Below are 24,942 nucleotides of genomic sequence, written 5' to 3'. Positions count from 1 at the left end.
GCGGACAGCGCACGGGGCGGTCGGTCGTGGACGGACTTTCCGTCCACGGCCCGGCCGCCCCGTGCATCCCCCCGGTTTGGTTCCCCCGCACGTCATCGGACCTTCGTCGCGACAACGCTGCGTACCCATAGGGTCACACCACGCCAGTGGACCGTCAAGCTATTTCGGGAAAGTCGGACTTGCGGCTTTTTGCTGAGCGCTCAGCGCAGGCCACAGGTGGCGACGAACGCCTCGCCGTCCCCGCTCAGCGTCAGCGGACCTCCCGCCGCCGTGCCCACAGCGGCCTGTCCCGCGCCGAGCGTGACCACGCCCACCCCGTCGTCAACGGTGAGCTTCCCGGTCCGGCAGAGCACCACCCGCGGCCCGGGCAGCGTCAACCGCGCCCCCGGCGACCCGGTGGCGACCTCGACCCGGTGCAGCGCGAAGTCCTCCACCGGCACCGGCCACGTCAGCACCCCGGGCGCCACCGTCTCCGGCCGCAGCACCGGCTCGGTCAGCACCTCGAACCGGAGCACCCGCAGCAGCTCGTCCACGTCCACCCGCTTCGGGGTCAGCCCGCCACGCAGCACGTTGTCGCTGGCCGCCATGATCTCCACGCCGGTGCCGCGCAGGTAGGCGTGCAGGTTCCCGGCCGGCATCCAGATGCCCTCGCCGGGCGCCAGCCGGACGTGGTGCAACAGCAACGCCACCACCACGCCCGGATCCTCCGGATAGCCGGCCGCCAGCGTGCGTACCAGCTCGGCGTCCGCCGACCCGGGACCGGCGTCCGCCGCCGCCAGCACGGCCGCCACCAGCCCGGCGCGCTCCGCCCGCGGCCAGCTCAACAGCAGGCGTACCGCCTCCCGCAGCCCCGCCGGCCCGGCGCGCAACGCCGCCACCACAGGTTCCAGCGCGGGTACGCCGAACGCGGCGATCGCCGCCGCCGACTCCCCCGGATCGCGGAAGCCGCACAGCGCGTCGAACTCCGAGAGCGCCACCAGCAGCTCCGGCTTGTGGTACGGGTCCACGTAGTTGATCCGCTCCACGTCGGCGGCGTGCCCGGCGCGGGCCTGCTCGGCGTCCGGATGGGCCTGGAGGCTCAGCGGGGAGTCGGCGGCCAGCACCTTCAGCAGGAACGGCAGCCGGGTGCCGAACCGGCCGACCAGCCGCTCACCCAGCCAGTGGCCCGGCTCGGCCACCAGCAGCTCCGTGAGGCTGACCGGACGGCCGTCCCGCTGAACGGTGCCCGGGGCGCCCGGGTGGGCGCCCAGCCACAGCTCCGCCTCCGGCCCGTTGCTCGGCACCGGCCGCCCCTGCAACTCGGCGATCGCGGTGCGCGAGCCCCAGGCGTAGTCACGGATCCGGCCCTGCAACAGCTCCATCGGTCAGCTCCCGGGCCGCCCGGCCACCTCGTCGGCCGCGTGCGCCTCGCCGGTGGTCGCGGCCTCCGGGACGGCGGTCGCCGCCGCCTGCCCGGTGCCCGCCCGCTCCGCCTCCGGCGAGTAGATGTCCGGCTCCAGGTAGATCACCCGGGCGGTCGGCACCTCACGCCGGATCCGGGCCTCGACCGCGTTGATGTCGCGGGCCAGGTCCTCGGCGGTCTCCCAGGCCGGCACCGCGATCTTCGCGGCCACCATCAGCTCCTCGGGGCCCAGGTAGAGCGTCTTCATGTGGATGATCCGCTCGACCTCGGGACCGTTCGTGACGGCCTGCTCGATCTTGGCCAGCTCGCCCTGCTCCGCGCCCTCGCCGAGCAGCAGGCTCTTGGTCTCGATCGCCAGCGTGACCGCGATGACCACGAGCAGCACACCGATCATCGCGGTGCCCGCCGCGTCCCACATGCCGTTTCCGGTGATCAGCGTCATGCCGACGCCGAACAGCGCGAAGACCAGACCGACGAGCGCGCCGAAGTCCTCCAGCAGCACCACCGGCAGCTCCGGGGCCTTGGCCCGGCGGATGAACCGCACCCAGGTCTGGTTGCCCCGGATCAGGTTGGACTCCTTGATCGCGGTACGGAAGGAGAAGCCCTCCATCACGATCGCGGCCACCAGCACCGCCACCGGCACCCACTGCCAGCTCTCGATCGGGTGCGGATCGGACGCCTTGTGGTACGCCTCGTAGAGCGCGAACAGGCCACCGAGGCTGAACAGCACGATCGCCACGATGAACGCGTAGATGTAGCGCTCCCGGCCGTACCCGAACGGGTGCTGCGGCGTGGCCTGCCGCTTGGCCCGCCGGCCACCGAGCAGCAGCAGGCCCTGGTTGCCCGAGTCGGCCACCGAGTGGATCGACTCGGCCAGCATCGACGACGAGCCGGTGAGGGCGAACGCGACGAACTTGGTGACGGCGATACCGAGGTTCGCCGCCAGGGCGGCGACGATCGCCTTCGTGCCCCCGTTCGCGCTCATTCCCCGCCTCGCTCGATGCCCCGTGTGCTCACTGGTTCGCCAGCTCCTTCATCTCCGTGATGGCCGGTACCGCCATCGGGTCCAGGCCGTGTGCCAGGGCGAGGTAGATCGAGGCGAAGTCGGGGACCGCCACCAGCGACGCGAGCCGCTCCAGCGCGGAGCCGCCCTCGGCGGTCACCACGTCGCAGCGCACCCCACGGCGCTCGGCGAGCGTCTGCACCGCGTCCGCGCGGCGCTCCTCGACCGCCAGCGGCTCGTCGGTGTCGTCGTCGGCGTTGAGCCCGCCGTCGCGCAGCAGCACCAGCCGCAGCCGGGTGCCGTCGGACTCGTCGTCGCCCGGGTCGGCGAAGATGTCCCGCTCGCCCTCGGCCAGGCCGCCGAACACGCCGTCGAGCAGGCCGACACGACCCCGGCCCGCCTCGCCCAGCGCGCCGGCGACCACCGGGTAGCGGGCGTTGGCGGACAACGTGTCGCCGAACCGCCGGGCCGCGACGGTCGCCAGCGGGGACGAGCCCCAGACGATCGGGATCGAGCCGGACAGCCCCAGCGCCAGCGACTTCGCCGGGTTGACGAAGGACTCCGCGGTCGGCCGGCATCGATCGGCGTCCGCGTCGAGCCGGGCCGCCGTCTCCGCCAGGTCGGCCTCGTTGACCTTCACCAGCCCGAGGGTACGGGCGGCGAGCAGAACCGGCACGGTGAGCGCCCAGAGGCTGGCCCTCGCCGGCGCGCGCCGGGGCACCGGGATGAACGGCGCCCGGGCCCGCTCCGCCACCGACTGGAGTTGCGAGTCGGGCGCGCCCACCGCCACCAGCCGGGCGCCACGGCGGTGCGCCGCCTCGGCCGCGCCCAGCGCCTCGGGGCTGCGCCCGGACGCGCTCACCGCGATGACCACGTCCGCCGCGCCCACCCAGCCCGGCACGCCGGCGCTGCGGTGCGGGATGACCGGCACCGGGCAGCGCGGCCCGGCGACAGTGGCCAGCACGTCACCGGTACGCCCGGCGGTGCCGATGCCGGCGATGACCACCGCGCGCGGCCGGCCGTCGTCGGCGAGCACTGACAGGTTGGCCTCGGCGGCCAGCGCCGCCGACTCACGCACCTGCGCGCCGGCGGACGCGGTGTGCCGGAGCATGCCGCCCGGGTCCCGCTCGGCCAGCAGCGCCGCGTCGTCGAGCAGGGCCTCATCGGCGTGCCGGTGCCCGCTGACCCCGGCCGTACCCTCCATCACCGCGACGACCCGCCCCGCGCCTCGTCGGCGGCGGGTCCACCGCGCGCCTCGTCCAGCAGGAGCACCGGTACGTCGTCGCGGACCTCGAAGATGCGACCGCACTCGGTGCAGGTGAGCGTCTGCGCCTGCGCGTCGTAGTCGAGCGGGGCGTGATGCGTGTCCGGGCAGGCGAGGATCTCGAGCAACTGCGGGTCCAGGGCCACGGCGCGGCTCCTTCCACGTATGCGGTCTCACCGGTCGGCGGTGCCGATCGGCGCACGCGATCTTATCGGCCAACCAGCCCCGGCACCGGGCCCCGTTCGGCCCCGGTGTCCGGTCCTCCGGCCGGGCAGGTGGCGGCCACCGGGTCACGGCGTGACCACCCACCGTCACGGTAACCCCGGGAGCCGGTCGGGTTCGGCCTCAGTCCGGCAAGCGGGGCAGGAGGCTCGTCGCGTCCCCGCCCGCGGGCGCGGGCGGCGTCGACCCGGAGACGGGCGGGGTCGGACCGGACGAAGGCGCGCCGTACACGCTGCCCGCCGGACGGGGCGCCGGCGTGCCGCCGTACACCGTGGGGGCCGGCCCGGTGGCGCCGGAGCGGTAGGTGGTGGTGCTGCGTGGCAGCGGGACCGGCGGCTGGTCGGCGACCGGCCCGCCGCCGCTGCGGTCGGCGCGACTGCGGCGCAGCAGCAGGACGATGAGCGCGGCGCCGACGAGCACCAGCCCGATACCGAACCACATGATCATGGAACCTCCGAACGACGAGTCGTCGGCCGCGGCGGTGGCCGGGGCGACGGCAGCGGCGACCGGCGACGTGTCAGTCGCCTCGGCCGGTGTGGTCTCGCTCGCGCTGGGCGTCGGCGAGGGCTTACGGGACGGACTCGGGCTCGGCGTACGCGGCGCGCCCACCAGCCGGGCCGACCCACCGGCCCGGCCGAGCACGTCACCGTTCGCGGCGCTCGCCTCGCCCGCCAGTTCCAACCGCCCGCCGACGACGCCGGCCAGGAAGGACACCCGGTAGCGCACGGTGGCGCCCTTGCCCTTGCACAGCGGCCGGTCGACCGGCGCGACCTGGGCGGTGGCGACCGCGCCGTCACCACCGGAGACCGGCACCGGCGTCCAGCCGTCCCCGGCGGCCACCTGCACCCGCACCTGGTCCGCCCGAAGGCCCTCCAACCGGAGCCCGATCGCGGTGCGCAGCTGCACGCAGCCGTCGGTGCGCTTGCGCACCTCGACAGTCACGCCACCCGGCGAACCCCCGGCGGTGAAGCTGCCCGCCGAGCGCAGCCCGACCCGGTCGTCCCGGGCCGACGCCGGCGACGCCGGGACGGCGATCAGGCCACCCAGCAGCGCGCCGACCATGGCCCACCGCGCCGCGTGCCGCCCCACCGACATCCCCACCTCACCGTTGCGTCCGGACCGGATCCGCCGGTCAGGTTACTACCGGGCCCGCAGGGCACCTTCGCATCGACCACGCCACATGTGTGCCGCGCCACGCGATCACCGCCGGTCCAGGTCACCGCCGGAGACGACGGCCGAGGCGAGCGCCCGGCGGCACAGTTGGTCGGCCGTCCGGGTCGTCTCCGGCAGCCGGTACCGGGGCGTCAGTGCCAGTACCCGTTCGACCGCGTTGTCCAACCCCATCCGGTGCCCGACGCTGACGAAGACCGGCCGGACGCCCTCCCGGGTACGCAGCACCCGCCCGACCACGTCGCCCTCGTCACACAGGTCGGCGCTGTCACCACGCTCGGGGCCCGGCCCGGTCCACGAGCCGACGAGCGGCGTCTTGCCCACGCCGATCGCGGGCAGCCCGGTCACCAGACCCAGATGGCAGGCCAGCCCGAACCGGCGCGGGTGCGCCAGCCCGTGCCCGTCGCACACCAGCAGTTCCGGGCGGACGGTCAGCCGGTCCAACGCGGCCAGCAGCGCCGGCATCTCCCGGAAGGCGAACAGCCCCGGCACGTACGGAAAGGCGGGCCGCCCCACGCACACCGCCTCGTCCACCACGGCGAGGCTGACTGCGTCCAGCACCGTGACGGCGGCGGCGAGTAAAACACCGTCCTGCGCGTACGCCACGTCCAGGCCGGCCACCGTCGCGGGCGCGGCGGGACCGGGCCCCACCAGGTCCACCCGCGACCGCAGCTCCTCCTGTACGCGCCTCGCCTCCGTCGCGTCGGCGGGCGGCACGTACGGCACGGCCGGATCTTCGTCGACGGACATGGCGTGTCAGGAGGGGGTGGCGGCGATGGTGGGGTCGGCGGCGGGGTCACCGGCCTGCTGGAGCTGCTCCTCGAACATCACGAAGGTCCGCCGCCTGACTCCCCTGATCAGCGCCTGCTCCTGCGGCGTCGGATATCGGCGTTCCACCTGGAGCGTGTCCTCAATAGCCCGGACGGTTTCGTAGAGGGCAAAGATCGGCCCGTCGCCACGAAGGTAGAGGCTCCTCTCAAGCTCCGTGAGCTGCACGAACTCTTCAGGCGAAATCTCATAGACCTCGTCACCGCCCACGAACAGCACCTTGTTGATGAGGTTGTTGGCCTCACGCCAACCCCCGGTGTCCTTCGACAGCCTCCAGCCAGCCATGCCACCGTCAGCGGTGGCGACCAACTTCACCGGGGAGTCGTAGTAGTTGAAGAACTTGGGGAGCGTCAAACCCTCTGCCGGCCTCACTGCGGCGGCACCTCTCCGATGTCCTCCCGCACCTTGCTCCAGTAAGTGCCTTGCGCTCGCCGGAGGAGTCCGTCGAGGATGGCGCGTTCTGTGTGTGTCAACGACCTGCCTTCACTCTCTGAGACCGCTTCCAGGTCGCGTCGGACTTCGTACAGCGCATGTTCCCATTCCGCGACCCCCTCGATCGCCGCGAGCTGCAGTCGCAGTTCCGCCATGTGGCCGTTCGACATTCGAAGGTTGAGCAAGATATCCCGGTAACCGCTGTCCTGCGGATCGAGGAACCGGTCCTTGACATGCAGGATCACTACCTTCGGGTCGGCTGCCAGTCGTCCGAGCGCATGGTAAACAGCGTCAAGAGTGTCGAATTGCACCTTTGCGCCCGCCAAATCCTTGAGCTTTGACGCGTCGTTCTCGTACTCGACCAACTTGTCGAGTACGCGTTCGCGATTCTTGGGCTCCTTCCTCCAACCAGGCCTGCCTTGATCAGCGGCCAGCACAACAGCAAGCGTGTTCAGCTCCTGTTGGGCTACCGCCGCATCCGCGTACAGCCGGTCCACGTAAGCGAGCCGATACACCTCGTCATTTCGGCGGGCCCTATCGAATCCGAGCTGCAACCGCCGTTGGCCGCGCCTCGCGACCCGCTCGCCGAGTTCCCGCTGCTCTTCGCTGACAGGCGTCGGGTGGGGTTTCAGCGGCTCTGGCGCGATCACCGCCTCCGCCCCGCGGACGGCTATGTCGTTGATGACCTCGCCGAGCACGTCGATGGCCTGCTGGTGGCTGGCCAGGTGATGCAGGGTCAGCGGTCGCGCGGTCAGCGAGTTCGCGAGTTCCGGTGTCGCCAGGATCATCCGGACCAGGTCGGGCCGCTCGGCGAGCTGCCGTACCAGCGTCTCGGCCAGCAACTCCTCCCGTCGCGGCGGCGCCTCCCAGCTCTGGTCGAGCATCCGTTGCACGCGCGGGTCGGCGAACAACCGGCTGAGGTCGGCCGCTGCGGCATCGTCCAGCCCGGGTGCGAGCCGCCGCAGCGTCGGCGCGTCGGCGGCCTGCGCCAGCTCGACGGGTGTCACTCCGGCGGCGAAGGCCGCGTCGAGGCTTCCGCTCTCGGCGAGCACGTCGCGTACGTAGAGCCCGCCGGCTATCCGGTCGGCGTGCGCCTGCCGGTGTTCCTCGCGTACCCGGTCGGGTTGCGGCTCGACGGGCGGCGCGCTGCCCGGCGGGGGTGCGTCCGCCCGGGTGTGGAAAGTGGTGGACTCGCCGAGCAGGTGGACGTGATTGAAGTCCGGCGCGTTCCCGTCGTCGGCCGGCGGCGGCTCGGACAGGCGTGGCGGCGCCGGGCGGGGTAAGGGCTCGGGCAGGACGTTGAACGTGCCGGGCGGGCGGCCGGTGAGCGGCATCGGCCGTCCGTCAGGGCCGAGCACCAGCGCGTCGACGCCGACCACGTTGCCCTCGAACGGGCGACCGCTGTGGTGGTAGAGCGGCCGGTCGGCGACGGCGCCCGACTGCGGGTCGAGGAAGAGGACCGTGCCGTTCTGGTTCAACGCCACCCAGGCATGCGATCCGCCACCCTCGAAGCTGGTGATGAGGAAGGCGTAGCTGCCGTGGCCGCCCGACGCCAGCTGCGCATAGAGGTCGCGGTAGCCGCAATCCACCAGCCACTGGCGCTGCGGGCCGGTGATGCCGGGCCGGTCGACCGGGCACAGGTTCTGGAACCGGCCGCCAGTGGTCTGCTCGACCCGCAGCGGTCCGTCCGCCTCGCCGCCCACCGGGCGGAGCACGTCACCGCCGAGGTAGCCGTCGAACGTACGCGGAGCGGCGACCCGCGGCCGTCCGTGGACCCATGTCTCGAACAGCGACAGGGTGCAGTCGAGGCAGTTGATGCCCCGGGTCGCGTCCGCCGCCGGTCCGCCGTCGTTCGCCAGGCGGAACCATCCGCCACGCCGGGGATCGGCGGTACGCGCGACGCTGCCGTCCGGGTTGCGGGGCATCTGCCGTTCCAGGTCGGTCTGATGCAGTGCGAGCGGTGGCCGGAGCCCTCCCCGGCGGCCGTAGGGCCGGGACCTGTCGACCGGTTCGGGGTGGCCGTGGCCGGTGAGCGCGGAATGGTCGGCCGTCTCGACCGCGCCGACGGCCAGGTCCGCCACGTCGTCGTTGATCCGGTAGAAGTCGAGGTCGTCCTCGACCATCACCTCGCGCGGCAGACGCTGGCCTGCACGCACCGCCTCCACCTCGTCGACGGCCCGGTAGTGCAGGCGCTCTCGCCGCCGCCCTTCCCGCACGTGCCGGTCAGCGAGGTCGTGTTGCCCGGCTTGGCGCAGCTCGTGTGCCTGCGTGAGGAGCCAACGCGCCGCCTCGTAATGCTGTTCGGCGAGGTCACGCAGTTCCTTGATCTGCGCCTGCTGCCGGTTCTCCTCGTGCAGGGCACGCTGAGACTGCAGATAGCCCTGGTAGCGCCGCCGGTCGAGGCCCTCCCGATCAGCTTTCAGCCGCGCGGCACGCTGCTCGGCGGTCTCGCGGAGCCGCGGCTGGACATCGAACGGGCCGGGATGGGGCGTTGGGGAGTCGGTGGGAGGGCGATGCGGAGCCAAGGACTCCAGCAGCGGGAAACGGGGATTCGGCCCCGGCCGGGGGTCGGGCCCCACGGCCGGCGCTCCCGGATGCGGTCCCGGCTGAGCGCTGACCGGTGAGGCCGGAGGCGGTCCTGCCTGACCTCCATTGCTGGTGGGAACGGCCCGGTCCACCGCGGGTGGCGTCGCGACCTGCGGGTGGTCGGCAGGGGATGCTGGCAGTGTCGTCGGCACTGCTGCTGTGTGAATCGAGTTGGTCGGGGACGGCGTGGGGTGGTCGATCGGCGCCGCCACCGGACCCGCGCCGCTGTGGACGCCGGGCGCGGTCGACGAGGGCGTGGCGACGGGCGCGTCCGTGATCACCGAGGACAACGTGGGGCTCGCGGCGACCGTCGGACGTGCCACGTCGTGCGGGACGGCATCGCCGAGCGGCGTCGTTGGGGGTTCCGGCGCGGAGCGGGGCAGGTCCACGGCGAGCGGGTGCGGGCCGACGACCTGGGGCGAGACGTGCGTCGATGTCACGGGAACGGCGCCCGCGATCGCATCGCCGCCCTGGACGACCGGCTCGGCGACCCGCTGGGCCGGGATGAGCCCGACGGGGTCGCCGACGGGTGGCACGTCCAGCCCGACCGGCGGAACGGTCAGCCCGCTCAACTGCCCGTCGAGGCGGCGTTGCAGCGCGGAGTCGGTCTGGCCGGTGGCGGAGCCGGTCGCGCCGGACGCCGCGGCGCGCGCGAGATCCTCCAGCGACGGGCCGTGACCGGTGGCCAATCCGGCCGCGGTCTCGGCCAGAGTCTCCCCGGCCATCTCCCGGCCGAACCGCTCGCCGATCTCGGCGAACCGCCCGCTCGCATGACGGCCCAGACCCGCGAGCGGCGCGACCGCCCCACCGGCGAAGCCGCCGAGAGCCGACGTGCTCACGTCGGTCAGGTCCAGGCCGTCACGTCGGCCGGTGGTGTTCTGATACGCCTGCGTCGCGAGGCTGGTGCCCGCTTCCTGACCGGCCTCCACCAGGCCGCCGAGCGCCGCCCGTCGGGCCAGTCCACGGGCACCGGCCTTCGCCGCCTCCTTCGCGGCCCGCTCACCCGCCTCCTTGAGCCCCTGCTTGACCGCCTTGCGGGCGAGCTGGGCCACCAGGCGCTTGAAGATCTGCTGGACGACGACCCTCGTCGCGGTGATCGCGGCGGCGGCCGCCGGGGAGGCGGCGCCCAGGGTGAGCACGGCGGCCACCGCCAGGGCCAGCAGTTCCACCACCAGGATGCCCAGCTCGATCCAGGCTTCGAGCTTCGCGCCCTCGATGTCGCAGCCGCAGGAGTCGACCAGCCGGCCCAACTCGTCGGTGGCCGCCACGAGGACGTGCAGCGGCGCATCCTCACCTTCGGCGAGCTTGTGCCATGCCCTGTCGAACGCGCCGGCGACCAGGCCGACGCCGCCGTATCCGCTCTTCACCTCACCGGCGGCGGCGGTGGCGTCGTCGCGCGGACCGGTCAGGACGCCCGCGACGCCGTACCACTGGTCGGCCAGGTCCCAGACGGAGCGCTCGTTGCCCTCCGGCCACTCGACGCCCACGACCCAGTCGAGCGCTTCGTAGATCCAGCCGGGCACGTCCCACGGGCAGAAGTCGAGCGGGTGCGGGATCGGGCTGGGCAGCATGCTCACGCGCGGATCCTCCGGTGGTCAGCGCCAGGGCCGACGCGGGTTGTGGCCCTGCTGGGGGATCTTTCCGAGGTCACGGGCGTTGCTCAGGTCCGTCTCCAAGGTGGCCGCGACCGAGCGGACGACATCCGACCCGAGGACCTCCAGCGACCGGCCGAGTTGTTCCCACGCCCGCAGCAGCGTCTCGGCGTAGCCCTGGTAGTGCTTGTCGAAGGCGGCGCCGATGTCGTCGCGGCCCCAGGGTCGTTGGGCGCTCGCAGTCGCGATCGGGTCGCCTGTCTCCCGCCGGGCCGCGCTCATCGCCTTACCGGACAGGGTCAGGTCGGCGCCGCCGCGCCGGGCCCGGTCCGGGTCCAGCCAGATCTCTCCCCCGGCCACCTGTCACTCGCCGCGTGCCAGCACGGCGTCGGCCCGGCCGAGCAGCGCGCCGAAGTCATTGGTACGCAGGAACTCGACCGACGGCGAGCCCGGGGGCAGATAGCCGGAGACCAGCTCGCGGGTGGCGGTGACAGCGGCCGTGGAGGCGCGCAGCACGGTCTCGGTGATCTTCCGGCTCAGCCCTCCGGCATCCCGGTCCCGGAAGACGGCAGGGCTCACCTCGACGCTGATCAGCTCGCCTCGCGCGCCGACCACAGCGGTCACCTGACCGTCGTCGGAGCGTTCGGTGACCCGCAGCTCGGCCAGTTTGACCTGAAGTTCGTCCAGACCGGACCGCAACCGCTGGTACTGGCCGTACACCTCGTCGAATCGCGCGCGTAGTGCACGGTTCGCATCCCGGTCCGCACTCTCGGCCACCGCCGCACCCCTTCCGTCACCGTGGGTAGGCCCGACCATACCGGGTGCCACGAAATCCGTGGGGTCCGGTAATTTCAAGTGGTGATCGAGCGACAGCAGGCCGAGCAGATCGCCTCGGTATGGGCCCGGCGGGACTCCGACCGCCTCGGTTTTCCCTGCACGCCGGTGGTCGAGGAGTTCGACCTGGGCTACGTGGTGTTGTCCACCGTGTCCGCCGATGCCCGGGCGCTGCCCGGCGACCTGCCGACCACAGTCATCGACAAGGAGACCGGCGAGGTCTCCACCTGGCCGCGGATTCCGGCGCCGGCGGTCGAGGCGTTGTACCGGCAGCAGCGGCCCGGTGCGCCCCGTGCGCCGCGCGCCGTCGACCCGGCCGCCCAACTGCTGCGCGAGTTGACCCGGCTGCCCACGCCGGGCGCGGCGGCGCACCTCACGCTCGACGGCCGCCGGCACGTCGCGCAGGGTGCCAAAGGAGATGTCGAGGTCCGGCACCATCCGCTGGTGCAGTCCTACCTGGACGACCTGACCCCGGGCCATCTGGTGCGGGGCGGCGAGCGGCACGCCGAGATGATCGTGGTCTCCGACGCGCTGTACGAGCACGACCACTGCCGGACCGCCGAAGGTCTGCCACCACTGACCATCGAGGACGCCCGCGACCTGCTCGGCACCAGCCGGATCGAGGTCTACCGCAGCCGCGAGCCGGGTGATCCGCTTGGCGGACTCGCCGACCTTCCCTGCGACTCGTGCGTCAAGTTCCTGGTGCGCTTCGGGGTACTGCCGTGGCCTGACCTCGCCTTCGTCGAGGAATGGCGCCCGGAACCACGCGAGGTCATTCAACCCGGGAGGTTTCCCGACGAGGTGGCCCACACGCTCATGGACGGCGGCTGGCAGATCAGCATGTTCAACGAGGCGCTCGCGATGGGCGCGATGACGGAGACGAGAGAGATCGCGGGGCAGCATCACCGGCATGAGCCCTTCCCTGCCGCCGAGGCGGCGCTCACCGCGTTCCCGGCCGTCCTGAGCCGGCGACGCGGCCCCGGGGAGCAGGTCTGGATCAGTCGTTTCACCACGAATCCGCTCCGGGCCGCGCACAGCGCCGACTCTCTCGCCGACTTCGGCGCGGTCATCGGCGCGCGCCTCTTCCCGCTCGGCAGCGAACGTCAGGAGAGCATCCTCGCCGTCGACGAGCACGGCCGGATCTTCGCCCTCGACCAGGCCGGCGAGTGGTTCCTCGGCGCCGACATCGACGCCGCCCTCACCACCCTGCTGCTCGGCCGCGCCCCCGCCCGGGTCCGCGACGACGGCACCTGGTGAGGCCGAGCGATCAGAGAGGCACGCCGGTCAGCACCATCACCCGCGGCTCGGTGTAGTCGTCCATGGCGCTGCGCAGCCCTTCGCGCCCGACGCCGGAGCCCTTCATCCCGCCGTACGGCATCTGGTCGGCCCGGTACGACGGCACGTCCCCGACGATCACACCGCCCACTTCGAGCGTGCGGGCGGCGTCGAACGCCACGTCGAGCCGGTGGGTGAAGACGCCGGCCTGCAGGCCGTACGCGGAGTCGTTGACGGCGGCGAACGCGGCCCGGTCGTCCGCGACCGGGGCGACCACCAGCACCGGTCCGAACACCTCCTCGGCGCACACCTTCGCGTCGGCCGGTACGCCGCTGAGCACTGTGGGCGGGTAGGTCGCGCCGTCGCGCCGCCCGCCGGTCTCGACAACGGCGCCGGCGGCGACCGCCTCGTCCACCCAGGTCTCGACGCGCTGCGCCGCCTCGACCGACACCAGCGGGCCGACGTCGGTCAGCTCGGCGCGCGGGTCGCCGGTACGCAGGGCCCGCACCGCCGCGACGAGCCGGGGCAGGAAGCTGTCGTAGAGCCGTTCGTGCACGTAGACGCGCTGCACGGCGATGCACGACTGCCCGGCCTGGTAGTTGGAGAACGTGGCGATGCGCTGTGCGGCGAACGTCAGGTCGTCGTCCGCCGACCAGTCCGCGCAGATGACCGCTGCGGCGTTGCCACCGAGTTCCAGCGTGACGTGTTTGTCCGGGGCGGCCCGGCGGATGGCCGCGCCGACCGGCCCGGAGCCGGTGAACGACACGACCGGCAGGCGCGGGTCGGCGACCAGTTCGGCGGCGCGCTCGTTCGGTAGCGGCAGCACCGAGAACATGCCCTCGGGCAGGTCGGTCTCGGCCAGGATCTCGCCGAGCAGCAGCGCGGTGAGCGGGGTGGCCGGGGCCGGCTTGACCACGATCGGCGTACCGACGGCGAGCGCCGGGGCGACCTTGTGGGCGACCAGGTTGAGCGGGAAATTGAACGGCGTGATGCCGAGCACCGGCCCGCGCGGCACCCGCCGGACCAGGGCGATCCGGCCGGTGGCGGCGGGGTCGGTGTCGAGTCGTTGCAGGTCGCCGGAGAAGCGCCGGGCCTCCTCGGCGGCCCAGCGGAACGTGGAGACCGCGCGCCCCACCTCGGCCTTGGCCCACTTGACCGGCTTGCCGTTCTCGGCGGTGATCAGCGCGGCGACCTCGTCGGCCCGCTCGGCGAGCCGGCGGGAGACGTGGTCGAGGGCGGCCGCGCGGGCGTGCGCGGGCAGGGTCGCGGCCTCCGCTGCTACCCGGGCGGCCCCCGCGACTGCGGCTTCGACCTGGTCGGCCGTGGCGAGCGTGGTACGCCCCACCGGCTGCCCGTCGTACGGGTGGGTGACTGTCAGCTCGTCCTCGCCGTGGGCGGGGCGACCGGCGACGTAGAAGGCTCTCGGCTCCACGACCGGCAGCCTAGACCACAGGTGCCCACGCGGAAACAGTTGCTCAAACCCTTGTCTGCCTCGGATTTAGTAGCCAAGATGGCAGTCAGATTGCGATAACCTCCGCTGACCCTCTCCCCGGCCACCTTCACGGAGACTTCTGATGAGCGACCAGCAGCAGCTGCGCAACTTCGTCAACGGCGAGTACGTCGACCCGGTGGACGGCGGCTACGCCGACCTGATCGACCCGTGCACCGGCGAGGTCTTCGCCCAGGCCCCGGTCTCCGGCGCGGCGGACGTGGACGCGGCGATGAAGGCCGCCTCCGCCGCGTTCGAGACCTGGCGCGACACCACCCCGGCCGAGCGGCAGCGGGCGCTGCTGAAGTTCGCCGACGCGGTGGAGGCGCGGGCCGCCGAGCTGGTCGACGCCGAGGTCCGCAACACCGGCAAGCCCCGGCAGCTCACCACCGAGGAGGAGCTGCCGCCGGCGGTGGACGAGCTGCGCTTCTTCGCCGGCGCCGCGCGTCTGCTGGAGGGCCGCTCGGCCGGTGAGTACATGGCCGGGCACACCTCGTACGTGCGGCGCGAGCCGATCGGCGTCTGCGCCCAGGTGACGCCGTGGAACTACCCGCTGATGATGGCGGTCTGGAAGATCGCCCCGGCGCTGGCGGCGGGTAACGCGGTGGTGCTGAAGCCGTCGGACACCACGCCGGTGTCGACGCTGCTGCTGGCCGAGATCGCCGCCGAGCACCTGCCCCCGGGTGTGTTCAACGTGGTCTGCGGCGACCGCGACACCGGCCGTACGCTGGTCTCCCACCCGACCCCGCAGCTCGTGTCGATCACCGGCTCGACCCGCGCGGGCATGGAGGTCGCCGCCGCGGCGGCGCCGGACCTGAAGCGGACGCACCTGGAGCTGGGCGGCAAGGCCCCGGTGGTGATCTTCGACGACGCCGACGTGGCGGCGGCGGCCGAGGCGATCGCGATGGGCGGCTACTTCAACGCCGGTCAGGACTGCACGGCGGCCACCCGGGTGCTGACCGGGCCGGGCATCCACGAGGACTTCGTGGCCGCGCTGACCCAGCAGGCCCGCAACACCCGTACCGGCGCGCCGGACGACGCCGACGTGCTCTACGGCCCGCTGAACAACGCCAACCAGCTCGCCCGGGTGAGCGGGTTCGTGGACCGCCTGCCGGACCACGCGAACGTCACCACCGGCGGGTCGCGGGTCGGCGAGCGCGGCTTCTTCTACGCCCCGACCGTGGTCTCCGGCGTACGCCAGGCCGACGAGATCATCCAGGACGAGGTGTTCGGGCCGGTCATCACCGTGCAGCGTTTCTCCGACGAGGACGAGGCGGTGCGCTGGGCCAACGGCGTGGACTACGGCCTGTCCGCCTCGGTGTGGACGCGCGACCACGGCCGGGCCATGCGGATGACGCGGCGGCTGGACTTCGGCTGCGTCTGGGTGAACACGCACATCCCGTTCGTCTCGGAGATGCCGCACGGCGGCTTCAAGCACTCCGGCCACGGCAAGGACCTGTCGGTCTACAGCCTGGAGGACTACACCCGGGTCAAGCACGTCATGCACAACATCGAGGGCTGATCGCGATGGCCACCAGCGAGGAGCTGCACAAGCGCCGGGTCGAGGCGGTGGCGCGGGGCGTCGGCAGCACCATTCCCGCGTACGTGGACCGGGCGGGCGGCGGCACGATCACCGACGTGGACGGGCGGGAGTGGATCGACTTCGCCGCCGGCATCGCCGTCACCAACGTGGGCAACTCCGCGCCGCGTGTGGTCGAGGCGGTACGCGCGCAGGTCGAGCGGTTCACCCACACCTGCTTCATGGTCGCGCCGTACGAGTCGTACGTGGCGGTCTGCGAGCAGCTCAACGCGCTGACCCCGGGTGGTTTCGGGAAGCGCTCGGCGTTGTTCAACTCCGGCGCCGAGGCGGTGGAGAACGCGGTGAAGATCGCCCGGCACGCGACCGGGCGGCCGGCGGTGGTGGTGTTCGACCACGCGTACCACGGCCGGACCAACCTGACCATGGCGCTGACCGCGAAGAACATGCCGTACAAGCACCGGTTCGGGCCGTTCGCCGGTGAGGTCTACCGGGTGCCGATGTCGTACCCGCTGCGCGACGGCGGGCTGGACGGCGCCACCGCGGCGGCCCGCTCGATCGAGATGATCGAGAAGCAGGTGGGCGCGGAGAACGTTGCGGCGCTGCTGATCGAGCCGATCCAGGGCGAGGGCGGTTTCGTCGTACCCGCTGAGGGTTTCCTGCCGGCGCTGCGCGAGTGGGCGACGGCGGCCGGGGTGGTGTTCGTCGCCGACGAGATCCAGACCGGTTTCTGCCGCACCGGCGACTGGTTCGCCTGCGAGCACGAGGGCGTCGAGCCGGACCTGATCACGCTGGCCAAGGGCATCGCGGGCGGGCTGCCGCTGGCGGCGGTGACCGGCCGGGCGGAGCTGATGGACGCGGTGCACGTCGGCGGTCTGGGCGGCACGTACGGCGGCAACCCGATCGCCTGCGCCGCCGCGCTCGCGTCGATCGAGACGATGCGGGAGCTGGACCTGGCCGCCGCCGCGCGCCGGATCGGCGCGGTGATGGGTGAGCGGCTGCGCGCGATCGCCGCCGGTGACCCGCGCGTGGCCGAGGTACGCGGCCGGGGCGCGATGCTCGCCGTGGAGATCGTCGTACCGGGCACGCTGACCCCCGACCCGGCCGCCACGGCGGCGATCTCGGCGGCCTGCCACGCGGCCGGGCTGCTCACGCTGACCTGCGGCACCTACGGCAACGTGCTGCGGTTCCTGCCGCCGCTGGTCATCTCCGACGACGAGCTGGGCCGAGGGCTGGACATCCTGGCGGCCGCCTTCGGCTGACCCCGGACGTGGAACACCATGGGCCGATCATCCCCAGGACCGGCCCATGGTGTCCCACCCCGGAATTCAGCGAATCAGCTCGACGGTGTTGCGCCGGACCAGGTTCTTGCCCGGTTCCCGGATGGCGTCCATGGCGGCGGTGTTGAGCAGCACGCAGCTACCGGACGGCCCGGTGACAGTCACGGTCACCGCCTTGTTGTTGTCCAGGTTCGTCACCCGCAGCCGGGTGCCGAGCGGAAACTGACCGCTGGTGGCGGCTGGCGCCCCACCTTCGGCGAAGAACGTGAGCGCGCCGGAGCAGACGCTGCCGCCGATCGGCTGCGCGGCGCCGGGCCGGGTCTCGCCCGGCTGCGCGCCCGGGGCCGGAGCGGCGCCGCCGTCGAGGCGTTCCACCACGTTGCGGCGGATGACGTTCTTGCCCGGCTCGCGTACCAGGTCCATGGCGGCGGCGTTGAGCAGCACGCAGCTACCGGACGGCCCGGTGACCGTCACCGTGGCCACCTTGCGGTTGTCGAGGTTCGTCACCCGCAGGCGTGTGCCCACCGGGAACCTGTCGCTCGTCGCGGCCGGCGGGCCGCTCTCGGCCGAGAAGGTCACCGACCCGGCGCAGGCCGACCGCCCGACCGGCGCGGTGTCCGCGAATCCCAGTCCGGTTCCCACCGAGACCGCCACCGTGGCGGTCACCGCCACGATTGCCGCCATCGCGTGCTTACGCTGCACCCTCACGTTCTCTCCCGTCGTCGCTGTCGTTCCCCGCGTGGTACGGACGGGAGGGCCGGAACGTTCACCTGAACCGACGGGCTACAACGGACCGTAACGGGTGTGCGGCGCCCCGGTCATCAGCGCCCAGTACCTGTCGCCGTAGGACCAGTGCCACCACTCCGTCGGGTAGTTCACCATCCCCGCGCCGCTCAACGCCGCCACCAGCACGTTCCGGTTGCGCCACGCGCTCACCGGGATGTGCCGGGCCGCGGTGAAGCAGGCGTCGGCGCTCTCCTCGGGGGTGGCGTCGAGCGCCGTGCCCATGTCCAACTCCACCCCGTCGGCGTCACACAACGTGAGGTCGACTGCTCCGCCGGTGCTGTGCGGGGCCACCTCGACCGGCGACACGAACTTGGTGGTCTCCCGGTGCAGCCGGTCCGCCGGCCAGTCCGGGTGCCGCCGCCGCAGCTCGTCCCGGTAGCCGGTGAAGATGTCGAGCTGCGCCCGGTACGGCCGGTAGCCCTCGACCACGAGCAGGCGCAGCCCGGCCGGCAGCGCGCGCTGCGCGGCCAGCAGGCGGTCCGCGACACCGCGCCGCACCCGCGCGTACGCCCCGGCGGGGTCGGCGGCCCGCTCGTCCACCCGCAGCCCGGGCACCTCGCGCAGGTCCACCAGGGGTTCGCCGTCGTCCCGGCTGGACACGGCGGCGACGCGGGGGTCGGAGAGGAGGATCACGGCGTACCCCCGGGGTGTGCGGTGGACGGCCGGGCCGCGTGCCGGGTGAAGGCGAGCGCGACCAGCCGGTCCACCACCTCGGGGTACGCGACGCCGGACTCGGCCCACACCTTCGGGTACATCGAGTGCGCGGTGAAGCCGGGCAGCGTGTTCAGCTCGTTGACGTAAAGGTCGCCGGCGGTCTCGTCGTAGAGGAAGTCGACCCGGGCCAGGCCCCAGCCGCCGATCGCGGTGAATGCCCGTACCGACAGCTCGCGGATCCGCTCGGTGACCTCGTCCGGCAGCGGGGCCGGGACGATCATCGGGTCGGCGTCGCCGAAGTACTTCTGCCGGTAGTCGAACCAGCCGCCCGCGACCCGGACCTCGCCGACCGCAGACGCCTCGGGCTGCCAGCCGCCGAGCACGCCGCACTCCAGTTCCCGGCCGGTCACGCCCTGCTCGACCAGCACCACGTGGTCGTGCCGGAACGCCTCCTCCACGGCCGCGACCAGGTCGTCGCCGCCTGCGACCCGGGAGATGCCGATCGAGGAGCCCATCCGGGCCGGCTTGACGAACAGCGGCCCGCGCAGCCCGACGACCAGCTTCTCCGGGTCCGCCGCGGCCCGCCAGGTCGGCTCGTCGAACCAGACGTACGGCGTCGTCGGCACGTCCTCGGCGCGCAGCGCCCGCTTCATCGCCACCTTGTCCATGCCGACGGCGGAGGCGAGGATGCCGCACCCGACGTACGGCACGCCGAGTGATTCCAGCAGCCCCTGCACCACGCCGTCCTCGCCGTACGGGCCGTGCAGCACCGGGAACACCACGTCCAGTTCGGCGTGCACAGTGGCCGGGGAGTCGGCGGCGGTGACCGCGACCGTGCCGGCGGCTGCCCCGCGTCGCAGCTCCACCGCCGGGCCGGTGACCGGCAGCCGGTCGTCGATCGCCCGTCCGGCCGCCACCGTGCCGAGGTGCTGCGCGAGCACCGGCTCCGGCAGCAGCCGGATTCCGCCGGTACGGGTGAGGCCGAGCGCCACCACCCGGTGCCCCTGCCCGGCCAGGGCCCGGGCCACGCCCAGCGCCGAGGCGCAGGAGACCTCGTGTTCCGCCGACGGGCCTCCGAACAGGACACCGATCCGCACTGTCGACCTCATGCCGCCACTCCCACAGTCATCGGGTCGCCCGCCAACCGGGCCACCAGGTCCGCTTCCACGTTTCCGCCGGTCAGCACCACGCCGACCGTCCGCCGCCGTCCGGCGCCCGAGCCGCCGGGACCGGTCACCCCGTCCAGCCGCAGCGCGCCGGCCAGCCCAGCCGCGCCGGACGGCTCGACGAGCACCTTCAGCTCCAGCAGGAGCAGCCGGAACGCCTCGACGATCGCGTCGTCGTCGACCCGGACCACGCCCCGCACACCGGTGCGGGCCACCGCGAACGGCAGGTCGCCGACGCACCCGGGGCGCAGCCCGTCGGCGAGGCTCGGCGCCGGGGCGACGGGTGTGGGCCGTCCGGCGGCCAGGCTGCGGGCCAGCGAGTCGCACCCGACCGGCTCCACGCCGTACACCTGGATCGGCGTTCCGGCCGCCGCCAGGCAGGCACCGGCGATGCCGCCGCCCCCGCCCACCGGCACCACCAGCGCATCCAGCGGTGTGCCGCGCCGCGCCGCCTCCTCGATCAGCTCCAGGCTCGCGCTGCCCTGCCCGGCCACCACGTCCGGGTGGTCGTACGCGTCGACCAGCGGGTGGCCCTCCACCTCGGCGATCCGCCGGGCGACGGCGAGGCGCTCCTCGACCGTGGTGCCCGCCCGGACCACCCGGGCGCCCGCCGCCCGCGCCCGGTCCACCTTGACCGGCGCGGCGTCCACCGGCAGCACGACGGTCGCGGCCAGCCCGTGCCGACGCGCGGCCAGCGCCACCGCGACGGCGTGGTTGCCGGTGCTCTGCGCGACCACGCCGGTGTGCCCGGCGGCGGCGAGCCGGCCCACCGCCAGCATCGCGCCGCGCATCTTGTACGAGCCCCCGTCCTGCAGGTTCTCCGCCTTGAGCAGGATCCGGGCGCCGGCCAGGCGGTCGATCACCGGGCTGTGCAGCACCGGGGTACGCACCACCCGGCCGGACAGCGCGCGGGCGGCCTCCTCGACATGTGTGCGGTCCGGCAGCGCCGGCCCGTCGATTCGGGGCATGGTCTCTCCTTCGGGATTCGAGTGGACGCGGCGGCGCGGCAGGTCGAACAGCCAGCGCGCGCCGAGCACGGTGAGGCCGCGGTGCGCGGCGAGGCTGAGCGCCAACACGAGCGCGGTGAGCACGACCGGGTAGACGGTCACCAGCAGCGCCCGGCCGGGTCCGCCCAGACCGGCCACCGGCGCGGCGAGGAGCCGGTCCAGCAGCGCCAGCACCGGCATGTGGATCACGTAGACACCAAGCGTGCGGCGGCCCAGCCGGGCCAGCGCCGGACCGGCCAGGCGGTGCCGGGCCAGCCGGGCGGCGGCGGTCAGCCCGAACGCCACAGCGAGCACCGAGACGAACAGGTACGCGCCGGGCCAGCTCTGCACGCCGGCCAGGCCCATGGCGGCCAGCCCGATCGCGTACGCCGCGCCGGTGCCGGCGAGCCGCCGGGTGCTCGCGCCGTCCGCCCACCGCGTGAGGTACGGCTTCAGGCGCACCCCGGCCAGGAAGAACACCAGGTTCTGGTAGACCTGCCCCCGGTTGCCGGGGCTGTCCAGCAGCCCGGTGGCCGCCACGGCGGACAGCGCGCCCGCGGCGGTCAGCAGCACCGCCGGGTGGACCCGGCGCAGCGCCTTGGCGAGCACGAAGTAGAGCGCCAGCGCGTACAGGTACCACAGGTTCGAGGGCGTCACGGTGAGCTGGGCCAGCAGCTCACCCGGGTCGGTGGCCCGGTCGGTCGGGAAGCCGGGCGCCAGCGCCAGCAGCGCGGTGTGGATCAGCAGCCAGATCGCGTACAGGTAGAGGTTCCGCGCGATCCGGGGCCGTCCGGACACCCGCCACGGGCGGGCCACCGCGTTCGCCGCGAAGATGCCGGAGATCGCGAAGAACAACGGCATCCGCAGCGGCAGCAGCTGCTCGCCGAGCAGCCCCCACGCGCCCGGCACCGGCAGGCCGGCCCGCCAGTCGATGCGCAGGTAGTCCTTGACGACGACGTGCCACAGCACCACGAGCACGATGCAGGCGCCCTTCGCCACGTCGGCCCAGGCCACCCGGTCACCGGGTGGTGCGCTCCCCTCGGTACGCGTCGGCACTGCGGTCTCCTCTCCGGCCCTCTCCGGGGCAGGCGGCGGTGCCGCCGGTCCGGTCCTCGGGCAGGTGTCATCGCGGGATGCCGCGACGGCGGCTCCCGGAGTCGTATGTGGGGTGGTCAGCCCACGTGGGGCAGGTGGACGTCGACCCGCAGGCCGCCGTCGTCACCTGGGCGGGCAGCGATGATGCCGCCGTGCGCCTGGGTGATGGAGCGGGCGATGGCCAGGCCGAGCCCGGCGCCGCCGCCCTGGTTGGTCCGGTCCCGGGCGAGGCGCCGGAACGGTTCGAACAGCCCGTCGACCGCTTCGGCGGGCACGGCCTGCCCGCTGTTGGTGACGGTCAGCGCGGGGTCGCCGCCGACGGTGACGACGAGCCGGCCGCCCGGGCGGTTGTACTTGATGCCGTTCTCCACCAGGTTGGTGACCAGGCGTTCCAGCAACACCCGTTCGCCGGTCACGATCCGGGGCGACAGCCGGGTCTCGACCGTCACGCCGGCCTCGGCGGCCCGGTCGGCGTACGCGGCCAGCACGCCGCTGACGATCTGTTCGAGGCGTTGCGGGGTGGAGGACCGCAGGCCCTGGTCGCTCTCGCTGAGCGCCAGCAGCCCTTCGATGAGCCGCTCGTTGCGTTCGTTCGTGGCGAGCAGTTGCGCGGTCAGCAGCTCCAGTTGCTCACCGGTGAGCGACTGCGCCATGCCGACCTCGATCAGCGTGCGTTGCACCGCGAGCGGCGTACGCAGTTCGTGGGAGGCGTTCGCGGCGAACCGCCGCTGCCCTTCGTACCCGGCGGTGACCCGGTCCAGCATCGCGTCGATCGCGCGGGCGAGCCCGGCCAGCTCGTCCCGGCCGCGATGCCGGATGCGGTAACCGAGGTTCTGCGGGCCCAGGTTCGCGATCGGGGCGGCCAGGTCGCGCACCGGGCGCAGGCACCAGCGGGCCGCTCCCCACACCGCGAATCCGGCGGCCACCAGCACCAGCAGTTGGACCAGCAGCGGCAACAGCGGGACGAACGGGCGGCCCGGTTCGCACACCGCGCCGATGGTGGCCAGGCCGCAGAACCACTGGGCCTGCCCCCACACCAGTTCGAGCAGCGACTTGACCATGTTGGGCACGAAGAACCCGGCGAGCAGGGCGAGCAGCCCGACCAGCAGGATGCGGCGACGGGGGCTCATTCCGGCTCGCCGATCCGGTAGCCGGCCTTCGGCACGGTGTGGACGACCGACGGCTGGCCGAGCTTCTTGCGCAGGGTCATCACCGTCACCCGGACCGCGTTGGTGAACGGGTCGGCGAACTCGTCCCACGCCTGTTCCAGCAGCTCCTCGGCGCTGACCACCCGGCCGCCGGCCCGCATCAGCACGTGCAGGACGGCGAACTCCTTCGGGCTCAGCCCGAGCGGGCGGCCGTCCCGGGTAGCGGTGTGCTGGGCCACGTCGAGTACCACGCCGTGCCGTTCCAGCACCGGCGGCAGCGCCGGCGTGGACCGGCGGCCCAGCGCCTGGACCCGCGCCACCAGCTCGGCGAACGCGAACGGCTTGGTCAGGTAGTCGTCGGCGCCCAGCCCGAGGCCGGCGACCCGGTCCCGGATGCCGGCGGCTGCGGTCAGCAGCAGCACCCGGGTGCCGGCGTCGGACCCGGCCAGGCTCCGGCACACCTCGTCGCCGGTGGCGCCGGGCATGTCCCGGTCCAGCACCGCCACGTCGTACCGGTTGACCCCGATCCGTTCCAGCGCGCCGTCGCCGTCGTAGCAGACGTCGACAGCCATGGAGAACCGTCGCAGCCCCTCGGCGACCGTGTCCGCCAAGAGCCGCTCGTCGTCCGCCACCAGCACCCGCACCTTGCGCTCCCCGTGTCTTCCCTCGTCGTCCGGCACACCTTCGCAGGCCGGAGTTAAGGGTTCTGTAAGCGTCCGCAGCAGCCATCCTCCACGCGGGCCACGCTGCGACAACCGGCGTCGGGCCGTCTGGGCCGTTCGTCCGGTCCGCGGGCGGCGCGAGCACCGCTGAAGTGACCCGGATCACGCATTGGCGCTCGGGCGTGAGGTGGGTCACGATGGGTGGAAGGAGGCGCTGGTGGCTGACCCGTGGCTCGCCCTGGAGTTCGGCGCGGATCCGGCGGAGCGGATCGCGCAGGTCGGTGCCGCCCACGAGGCGTTCCTCACCGCCGGCACCACATCCGGCCGGGTCCGGGAGGTGGTGGCCCGTTCCTGGGAGCGGTCCGCGCTGCTCGACCCGGAGGCCACCGCGCCGGTCGACCTCACCGACGACGCGCTGGAGACGTACCGCGCCGCGCACCCGCTCGCCCGGGTGATGCCGCTCTTCCGCGACCTGCTCGGCGGCATCGCGCAGGACGGCGCGCACCTGATGGCGGTCTGCGACGCCGCCGGGCGGCTGCTCTGGGTGGAGGGCCACCCCGGGGTGCTGCGGCACGCCGAGCGGATGAACTTCGTACCGGGCGCACGCTGGGACGAGGCGCACGCCGGCACGAACGCGCCCGGCACCGCCCTCGCCGTCGACCACGGCGTGCAGATCTTCGCCACCGAGCACTTCGTGCGGCCGGTGCAGCGCTGGACCTGCGCCGCCGCGCCGATCCACGACCCGGTCAGCGGCGCGCTGCTGGGCGCCGTCGACATCACCGGCGGGGACCACCTGGCCAACCCGCAGAGCCTGGCTCTGGTCCGGGCCACCGCCCGGGCCGCCGAGGCGTTCCTGGCCGGCGTCGCGCCCGCCGCGCCGGACGTCGCGTACGTGTCGGCGCTCGGCCGCGACGAGGCGGAGCTGCGCGTCGGCGGCCGGCGCATCCGGCTCGGTCGCCGGCACAGCGAGCTGCTGGTGCTGCTCGTCGACCATCCCGAGGGGCGCACCGGGGAACAGCTCGGCCTCGACCTCTACGGCGACGACAGGCGGCACCCGGTCACGCTGCGCGCCGAGCTGTCCCGGCTGCGCCGCGTGCTCGGCGAGGAGCTGCTCGACTCCCGCCCGTACCGGCTGCGCCCGACCGTGCGCGCCGACTTCCGTACCGTCACCGAACTGCTGGAACGTGGCGATCCGGCGGCGGCGCTGCGCGCGTACCGTGGGCCCCTGCTGCCCCTGTCGGACGCACCGGGAGTCGCGCGACTGCGCCGCCTGGTCGACGGCCAGTTGCGCGCCGCCGTGCTGGCCGGCGGCGACCCGGGGCTGCTCGCGGCCTGGACCGCGACGGCGGCCGGCGCCGACGACCTGGCCGCTTGGCAGGCCCTGGCGCGGGCGCTGCCGCCGGGCGCGCCCCGCCGGCCGCTCGCGCTCGCGCGGGCCCGCCAGCTCGCCGAGGAGTACGCGCTGCCGCGCGCAACGTTCCTGCAACGTCCTGGAAACTAGCCTGCCCGCCATCCACCCCAGACGGACGGC

The 24,942-nt window shown here is 73.4% G+C and carries 21 protein-coding genes; 4 read left to right on the top strand and 17 right to left on the bottom strand.

Annotated elements, in window-relative coordinates; all coding sequences use genetic code 11:
* Nucleotides 1-200: 200 nt before the first annotated feature.
* The 10 genes from manA to A8711_RS03800 form a co-directional block, all read right to left on the bottom strand.
* Nucleotides 201-1,361 (bottom strand): mannose-6-phosphate isomerase, class I, encoded by a 1,161-nt coding sequence (manA, locus tag A8711_RS03845; RefSeq protein WP_043326406.1) that lies wholly within the window; start codon nt 1,359-1,361, stop codon nt 201-203.
* Nucleotides 1,362-1,364: 3 nt separating this feature from the next.
* Nucleotides 1,365-2,387 carry a cation diffusion facilitator family transporter gene (locus A8711_RS03840; RefSeq protein WP_069087457.1) on the bottom strand — a complete coding sequence of 341 codons (1,023 nt, stop codon included), beginning with the start codon at nt 2,385-2,387 and terminating at the stop codon, nt 1,365-1,367.
* A 28-nt stretch (nt 2,388-2,415) separates the two neighbouring features.
* Complete coding sequence (locus A8711_RS03835; RefSeq protein WP_043326408.1) at nt 2,416-3,612, bottom strand: SIS domain-containing protein; 1,197 nt, start codon at nt 3,610-3,612, stop codon at nt 2,416-2,418.
* The gene (locus A8711_RS03830) at nt 3,609-3,815 is read right to left on the bottom strand and encodes a Trm112 family protein (RefSeq protein ID WP_030501390.1); all 207 of its coding nucleotides are present in this window, start codon (nt 3,813-3,815) and stop codon (nt 3,609-3,611) included. The genes A8711_RS03835 and A8711_RS03830 overlap by 4 nt, the downstream gene beginning before the upstream one ends.
* Before the next feature lie 199 nt (nt 3,816-4,014).
* Nucleotides 4,015-4,986, bottom strand: a complete 972-nt coding sequence (locus A8711_RS03825) for a hypothetical protein (protein WP_069087456.1) — start codon at nt 4,984-4,986, stop codon at nt 4,015-4,017.
* A 105-nt stretch (nt 4,987-5,091) separates the two neighbouring features.
* Nucleotides 5,092-5,811, bottom strand: coding sequence for a deoxyribonuclease V (nfi, locus tag A8711_RS03820; protein ID WP_069087455.1), 720 nt, complete (start codon nt 5,809-5,811; stop codon nt 5,092-5,094).
* 6 nt (nt 5,812-5,817) lie between these two features.
* Nucleotides 5,818-6,261 carry a hypothetical protein gene (locus tag A8711_RS03815; protein ID WP_069087454.1) on the bottom strand — a complete coding sequence of 148 codons (444 nt, stop codon included), beginning with the start codon at nt 6,259-6,261 and terminating at the stop codon, nt 5,818-5,820.
* A complete protein-coding gene (locus A8711_RS03810) occupies nt 6,258-10,478 on the bottom strand; it encodes a toxin glutamine deamidase domain-containing protein (protein ID WP_233607682.1) in 4,221 nt (1,406 codons plus the stop codon). Before A8711_RS03810 ends, A8711_RS03815 begins: the two co-directional genes overlap by 4 nt.
* A gap of 24 nt (nt 10,479-10,502) precedes the next feature.
* Nucleotides 10,503-10,859, bottom strand: coding sequence for a hypothetical protein (locus tag A8711_RS03805; protein ID WP_069087452.1), 357 nt, complete (start codon nt 10,857-10,859; stop codon nt 10,503-10,505).
* Nucleotides 10,860-10,862: 3 nt separating this feature from the next.
* Entirely contained in the window at nt 10,863-11,276 is a 414-nt protein-coding gene (locus A8711_RS03800) for a YbaB/EbfC family nucleoid-associated protein (RefSeq protein WP_043326418.1), read from the bottom strand.
* Nucleotides 11,277-11,354: 78 nt separating this feature from the next.
* Between A8711_RS03800 and A8711_RS03795 the strand changes: the two genes are divergently transcribed.
* Nucleotides 11,355-12,590, top strand: a complete 1,236-nt coding sequence (locus A8711_RS03795) for an SUKH-3 domain-containing protein (protein WP_069087451.1) — start codon at nt 11,355-11,357, stop codon at nt 12,588-12,590.
* Nucleotides 12,591-12,600: 10 nt separating this feature from the next.
* Here A8711_RS03795 and A8711_RS03790 read toward each other — a convergent pair whose 3' ends face one another.
* Nucleotides 12,601-14,040, bottom strand: coding sequence for an aldehyde dehydrogenase family protein (locus A8711_RS03790; protein ID WP_069087450.1), 1,440 nt, complete (start codon nt 14,038-14,040; stop codon nt 12,601-12,603).
* Nucleotides 14,041-14,182: 142 nt separating this feature from the next.
* On the opposite strand from A8711_RS03790, the gene A8711_RS03785 reads away from it, so the two are divergent.
* Together A8711_RS03785 and gabT are read left to right on the top strand one after the other, a co-directional pair.
* The gene (locus A8711_RS03785) at nt 14,183-15,619 is read left to right on the top strand and encodes a gamma-aminobutyraldehyde dehydrogenase (RefSeq protein ID WP_069087449.1); all 1,437 of its coding nucleotides are present in this window, start codon (nt 14,183-14,185) and stop codon (nt 15,617-15,619) included.
* Between the two features lie 5 nt (nt 15,620-15,624).
* Entirely contained in the window at nt 15,625-16,896 is a 1,272-nt protein-coding gene (gene gabT / locus A8711_RS03780; protein WP_069087448.1) for a 4-aminobutyrate--2-oxoglutarate transaminase, read from the top strand.
* 66 nt (nt 16,897-16,962) lie between these two features.
* Here the strand turns inward: gabT and A8711_RS03775 are convergent, their stop codons facing one another.
* From A8711_RS03775 to A8711_RS03750, 6 genes are all read right to left on the bottom strand, one after another.
* Nucleotides 16,963-17,622 (bottom strand): hypothetical protein, encoded by a 660-nt coding sequence (locus A8711_RS03775; protein ID WP_064447721.1) that lies wholly within the window; start codon nt 17,620-17,622, stop codon nt 16,963-16,965.
* A 75-nt stretch (nt 17,623-17,697) separates the two neighbouring features.
* Nucleotides 17,698-18,333 (bottom strand): M15 family metallopeptidase, encoded by a 636-nt coding sequence (locus tag A8711_RS03770; RefSeq protein WP_069087447.1) that lies wholly within the window; start codon nt 18,331-18,333, stop codon nt 17,698-17,700.
* Entirely contained in the window at nt 18,330-19,463 is a 1,134-nt protein-coding gene (locus tag A8711_RS03765; RefSeq protein WP_069087446.1) for a D-alanine--D-alanine ligase family protein, read from the bottom strand. Before A8711_RS03765 ends, A8711_RS03770 begins: the two co-directional genes overlap by 4 nt.
* Nucleotides 19,460-21,562, bottom strand: a complete 2,103-nt coding sequence (locus A8711_RS03760) for a pyridoxal-phosphate dependent enzyme (protein ID WP_069087445.1) — start codon at nt 21,560-21,562, stop codon at nt 19,460-19,462. The genes A8711_RS03765 and A8711_RS03760 overlap by 4 nt, the downstream gene beginning before the upstream one ends.
* 116 nt (nt 21,563-21,678) lie before the next feature.
* Nucleotides 21,679-22,731, bottom strand: coding sequence for a HAMP domain-containing sensor histidine kinase (locus tag A8711_RS03755; protein WP_069087444.1), 1,053 nt, complete (start codon nt 22,729-22,731; stop codon nt 21,679-21,681).
* A complete protein-coding gene (locus tag A8711_RS03750; protein ID WP_069087485.1) occupies nt 22,728-23,393 on the bottom strand; it encodes a response regulator transcription factor in 666 nt (221 codons plus the stop codon). The genes A8711_RS03755 and A8711_RS03750 overlap by 4 nt, the downstream gene beginning before the upstream one ends.
* A 235-nt stretch (nt 23,394-23,628) precedes the next feature.
* Between A8711_RS03750 and A8711_RS03745 the strand changes: the two genes are divergently transcribed.
* Entirely contained in the window at nt 23,629-24,912 is a 1,284-nt protein-coding gene (locus tag A8711_RS03745) for a hypothetical protein (protein ID WP_064447716.1), read from the top strand.
* Nucleotides 24,913-24,942 lie beyond the last annotated feature (30 nt).

It is taken from the genome of Micromonospora sp. II (assembly GCF_001709195.1).
Classification (GTDB): domain Bacteria; phylum Actinomycetota; class Actinomycetes; order Mycobacteriales; family Micromonosporaceae; genus Micromonospora; species Micromonospora chalcea.
Note: the sequence above shows the minus strand (reverse complement) of the source record. Positions and strands in the feature narration are given on the sequence as shown.

Excerpts from the sequence above, each read along its gene's own strand:
- manA (WP_043326406.1), bottom strand. The coding sequence starts at position 1,361 with ATGGAGCTGTTGCAGGGCCGGATCCGTGACTACGCCTGGGGCTCGCGC.
- A8711_RS03840 (WP_069087457.1), bottom strand. The coding sequence starts at position 2,387 with ATGAGCGCGAACGGGGGCACGAAGGCGATCGTCGCCGCCCTGGCGGCG.
- A8711_RS03785 (WP_069087449.1), top strand. The coding sequence starts at position 14,183 with ATGAGCGACCAGCAGCAGCTGCGCAACTTCGTCAACGGCGAGTACGTC.
- gabT (WP_069087448.1), top strand. The coding sequence starts at position 15,625 with ATGGCCACCAGCGAGGAGCTGCACAAGCGCCGGGTCGAGGCGGTGGCG.
- nfi (WP_069087455.1), bottom strand. The coding sequence starts at position 5,811 with ATGTCCGTCGACGAAGATCCGGCCGTGCCGTACGTGCCGCCCGCCGAC.
- A8711_RS03755 (WP_069087444.1), bottom strand. The coding sequence starts at position 22,731 with ATGAGCCCCCGTCGCCGCATCCTGCTGGTCGGGCTGCTCGCCCTGCTC.
- A8711_RS03765 (WP_069087446.1), bottom strand. The coding sequence starts at position 19,463 with ATGAGGTCGACAGTGCGGATCGGTGTCCTGTTCGGAGGCCCGTCGGCG.
- A8711_RS03810 (WP_233607682.1), bottom strand. The coding sequence starts at position 10,478 with ATGCTGCCCAGCCCGATCCCGCACCCGCTCGACTTCTGCCCGTGGGAC.
- A8711_RS03825 (WP_069087456.1), bottom strand. The coding sequence starts at position 4,986 with ATGTCGGTGGGGCGGCACGCGGCGCGGTGGGCCATGGTCGGCGCGCTG.